The sequence below is a fragment of the Spirosoma migulaei genome (assembly GCF_054776855.1).
In genome coordinates this window covers 1-4,901 of record NZ_BAAHBG010000049.1, presented here as the reverse complement: position 1 = coordinate 4,901, position 4,901 = coordinate 1, and the positions used below count along the sequence as shown (strand labels likewise).

The 4,901-nt window shown below is 43.5% G+C and carries 3 protein-coding genes; 1 reads left to right on the top strand and 2 read right to left on the bottom strand.

All coding sequences use genetic code 11. The features are described 5' to 3' along the window. Positions 1-986: 986 nt before the first annotated feature. The gene (locus ACYVGO_RS38285) at positions 987-2,414 is read right to left on the bottom strand and encodes a tetratricopeptide repeat protein (RefSeq protein ID WP_460974075.1); all 1,428 of its coding nucleotides are present in this window, start codon (positions 2,412-2,414) and stop codon (positions 987-989) included. Positions 2,415-2,478: 64 nt separating this feature from the next. Here ACYVGO_RS38285 and ACYVGO_RS38280 point away from each other — a divergent pair, with 64 nt between their 5' ends. After that, the gene (locus ACYVGO_RS38280; RefSeq protein WP_460974074.1) at positions 2,479-3,360 is read left to right on the top strand and encodes a helix-turn-helix domain-containing protein; all 882 of its coding nucleotides are present in this window, start codon (positions 2,479-2,481) and stop codon (positions 3,358-3,360) included. A gap of 636 nt (positions 3,361-3,996) precedes the next feature. On the opposite strand, the gene ACYVGO_RS38275 is transcribed toward ACYVGO_RS38280, so the two are convergent. Further along, the coding region (locus ACYVGO_RS38275; RefSeq protein WP_460974073.1) for a putative Ig domain-containing protein at positions 3,997-4,901 on the bottom strand (905 nt) is incomplete at its 5' end.

Below are 4,901 nucleotides of genomic sequence, written 5' to 3'. Positions count from 1 at the left end.
TAGTAAGTTTGCCACAGACCCAGTGTGCCTGCCCACCCGCCAAGTGTGTGCCGTTCGTGATAAAGCGGGTCAAGTAATGGTCAATTAACGATCGATCAATGAGTTAACTAATGGTCAATTTTGGTCTATCATCATTCCGGTAGAATCAAAATTGACCATTTTGACTTCCTAACATCAACCAGAAAAGAGAAAATTGTGTCTTCCTGCAGGCTACTCTTGTAGGGGTTTCACGTGGGTGATGTAAATTCTTTACTTGAGTGCTTTTTTACCCGGCACTGGCCGCCCGGCTAAATCCCCTGAAGGGCAGGCCCGTTAAGTTCTAGCGTTTTCCCCCCCAACCCCCTGAAGGGCAGGGCCGTTAAGTTCTATCGTCTTTACCCCCAACCCCCTGAAGGGGGCGTACTCCGAAGTGGATTTTCTCCCCCTTTAGGGGGTTGGGGGGTAAAATAAGCCAATAAAAGAGGCTGATTAAGTAAAGAAAATTCAGAACTTAACGGCCCTGCCCTGAAGGGGGAGTACTCCGAAGTGGATTTTCTCCCCCTTCAGGGGGTTGGGAGGGGAAAATAAGCCAACAAAAGAGGCTGGTTAAGTAGAAGGAAATTCAGAGCTTAACAGATCTGCCCTTCAGGGGACTTTATCCGCCAATGAGCAAAGTCCCCTGAAGAGGATTTAGCCGGGCGGCCAGTGCCGGGTAAAAAAGCCCAAGTTTAGAATAGTTAAAGTACGTTTTTCACCTCTCCTACAGACTAATCTTGTAAGGGGCGTTTGATAGTAAGATACAGGGTTTTCCTAGAAAAACTTCCTACCCTGAAAGGCAGGGCGGCCGGTGCCGTGTCCTTTTTATAGGAAAGTTAACCTTCTTCTATAATCATTTCATGTCTTCAGCATTTTTATAAGAAATCCCTGTAGTAAGATAAGCCTTCCTAAAGGCCGACAGATCAAGTAACGTTATTTATTGGACGCTACATCAGTGCGAACTGAACAGGTTACAAACTCTGTAAAAAAGAAACAAGGCTCTCTTCTTTTTCTAACTGGAGTTTTTTCTTAATTCGAAAACGCGCCACATTTACACTGTCGGCATTGATATTGATCAATGTAGCCACCTGCTTTTGAGTCAGATTCATTTTGGCGTAGGCACACTGTTTTAGTTCAAGGGCCGATAAGTCAGGAGCGAGTGTTTGTAGTTTAGTGAAGAAAAGTGGGTGAACAGCCTCGAAATGAGCCATAAAATTTTCCCAACTTTCATCGTTACTCAGATTTTGGTCAATGTGTCGAATCATTTTTTTCAATTCATGTTTGACCGTTTCCTCCTCTGTTAATCGTTGGGTTTCTAGCAATCTATTTTTAATATCATATAGAATTTGGCTCTTTTGCTCTACAAGCATCGTATTTGTAACTAATTCACGGTCCTTACTTTCTATATCGGCTTCCGCTAGTCGGCGTGTTTCAATCTCTAACTGGTTTTGTTGTTTTAGTAATTGATTTTGAAGGTTTCGGGTTTTGGCGCGTTGCCAAAATATGCCCCCTCCTACTCCCATAAGGCTAAATAGGGTGACAATCAGTAACCGTTGATTCTTTTTTTCTGTTTCGAGCGCCTGTATAGATTGTTCTTTCTTTTCGGTTTCATATTTAGTGCTGAGTTTAGTTAACTCCTTCATGTTACTCTCGCTAAATAGGCTATCCCTTAGCTGAACATTTTTTTCATAATAGGCCAGGGCTTTAGGGTAGTTGCCTTGTTTCTTATAAAGTTTGTAGAGGGTATGTGTAATTTCCTGTTGATACTGGGCATTTTTGGCAGTTTCTGTACACTGATAGGCTGATTCAAGTAGCTTCTGAGCCTCTGCCAATTTCCCTTTTTTCATATAAATAGAGCCCAGTAAGAGTGGTATACTAATGAGGTGATCAGGGTAGCTATATTGTTTGATTAAAGGTTGTGCTTTCAAGAGCAGAGTTTCGGCTTTATTGTACTGCTTAGCCTTATAGAACAACTCCGCTTTCATATAAAGTAATCGGGCATATAAATCGTCGACCATGTGCATGTTTGGGTATCGCTCAAACCCAACATTGACCCAATAGATTGCACGATCTACAACTGAATAATAACAGGCTGTTTCGGATAGTGTTAGATACCCTCTAAGTTCCCCTCGATCAAATTGATTCTGTTTTGCGAGTTCAATGGCTTCGAGGGTATACTGTTTAACCTTATTGGAATCCGTTCGCACAAAATACCCGGCCATATCCAACAGTTTCCTAACACGGGCAGTATCGGATTTTGCCGGGTTCTCTCGCAATAAGCTATCGCCTTTTTTTTGTTGACCAAAGAGGTTAATTAGCCCACTAATAAGGATTGAAATTACAAATAAGTATACTTTTTTCATGTTACGGTAGTTTTGTAATGCATTTGTAATGAGCATTACCGACCAAGCCTGGCTTGGTAATCCCATTTTTGTTGAACGAAATTAATGCTTGTACTTAAAGATGAAAACCGTAGAGCACGACTTTGTCCAACTTAGGACAGATGACCTTGCGCCCTTTTATAACCTATCCGAGGATGAGCAATTTACACTCATTGAGCTGGCAGCTATAGACGCCCCCATTCAAGTTTTTATTATTGATATTACCCGTAATATAGCTATTGAATTATGTGATCTAATTCCATCAATTGTAAGCTCCAATCACTACTGTTTAGTTAGTGGGGACTTTTCAACTGAAAGCTATTTTGTTCAGTATCAAGATTATGTGTGGCTTAAGCCAGGTAGTGAGTTTTCTGTGTTGTTAAAGCCTGCTATTCGGCAACGTATAGTGGTTATTATGTTACCTAAAAACACGCTAATTTCTTATCTATCCGTTCTACCGGACGATATGTCGACTTTTACGCTAATTCCAGCGTCGAAACCCTTTGCGGATCATGTACGGCTTATCTTCTCAGATCATAACGACCCATTCATTCGGCAATTGCGCCAATATAATGGAATCACTCAGCTTATCCACGATTACTATAAGGAAGCAGAGGACCAGCTTAACTTGAAGCTACACGACATCATTAAAATTAAAGAGATAGAAGCCTTTATATGTCACAACTTATCTAAACCGTTGCCTCCTGTTAGCGAGTTAGCTCAACAGGCTGGAATGAGCGTTACCCGGTTTACCGAACGATTTAAGCAAGTATATGGTCAGCCAATTTATCAATATCATTTAGAGAAAAGACTTGAGTATGCCAAAGAATTATTACAAACGCGAGCCTATTCAATTTGGCAATTAGCTTATATGGTCGGATTTAAATATAGTGCTGGTTTCAATAAAGCTTTCCAAAAATATACCGGGCAAAGTCCTTCTGCCTTTATAGGAAAATCGATGTAGGTGTACAAAGAAATATATAGGGTGCTAGTGTAGTATTAATAACGGCTTTTGAATTATTTAACTTCAGGGACTATTAGTAAATTTATTAAATCATACCTCGCACACCAGCCTGCCGTGCGTTGAAAATTGAACGTAAGAGACTTTCTACAAAAGAAGTAGTGGAGGTAGTAAATAGTACAGATTTTAACAGTAAGAATCTCTTACGTGGCCCTAATAACTAGATGCTTGTTGAGATTGGTTCAATTGCAAAAGCGTTTAATCTCAATCTAAAGCCATGTAAACCAATGAGCAATTTATCAGATAAGCTTGATTGCTTACCCATGCATGCGAAAATTTCGCTTTTCAGCACCACAAGTGGACGAGAAAAGGCGCTGTGTCAGGAAAAAAATATAATCGTTGCACAGATAACAAACTGAGTAGACTTCTTGCAACTCTGGAAGCCCAGAAGAGTCTAAGGGGCGCGAGCGGTTACGTATGCAACTGAAACTAATAGTCCAAATCAGTAAGAATAGTTGAGTATAGTTAAACATAGCCAGCGTGGCTGGCTATGTTTAACTATACTCAACTATTCTTACTTTCCACAAACTCCTTGGTTAAAAAAATCTTCAGAATACTATTGCAAATGATTACCTGCCTTCACCATGCTCGTTCAACTGCAATGGGGAAACATTCGCCGGATGAGCAAGGGGTAGTCTTACAGCTTTGGGGAGCAGTATAGGTCGCGGTGGTGCTGGTACAACCACTCATACTAGCCGAAACTGTATGCACTATGCCATCCGAATTTAGCCCCGTCAATGAAAAACTGGCTGTAGCCTGATTAGCCGCCACCGACACTACCGTCGAGGTACTACCATCACTAACTGTCAGGTTACCAGTTGCCGCATTGCTTAGATCTATAGTACCTGTCAGTGTATACAGGTTGGAAGCCGTATTGCAAAGCCCCGGTGTGACCGTTGCTGTTAACGAACAGATAGGGGCTGTTCCAATCTGTAGCATAGCCAGCGGCATAGTAGCCGAACAACTCTGGCTATCGGTGACATGTAGGGTCGTTGAGAAACTACCTGACGTGGTGGGTACCCCACTGAGAACCCCTGTGCTGGCGTTAAGCGTTAGCCCGGTAGGCCAACTATTGCTGTCCATCGAGAAGGTGTAGGGGGCAGTGCCTCCGGTTGTGATCAGGGTGGCGCTATAGGGTTGTCCGACAGTACCGGCGGGCAGGCTGCTCGTCGTCAGGCCCACCGTACAGGCGGTCGTTGACTGAATCGAGATAGACGTAGCGATTGTACAGGGACCGGTGATGCAGGTGGCCGAGTAGACGTTGGTGCCAGTGGTGGGGGGAACCACAATGCTGAGCACCCTCTCGCCAGTTGACCAGGCAATGGTGCCCGTACAGCCCACCGCAACCAGATTGACGGGGGTGCCCGCGGCTACCAGGGTGCTACTGGTTTGCAGACTCAGAACAGCGGGCACCATGACCGTCACGGTCCCCACAGCGGTAGCGCTTGAAGAGGCAGTTGTGCAGGTGGCCGTGTAGCTGGTGT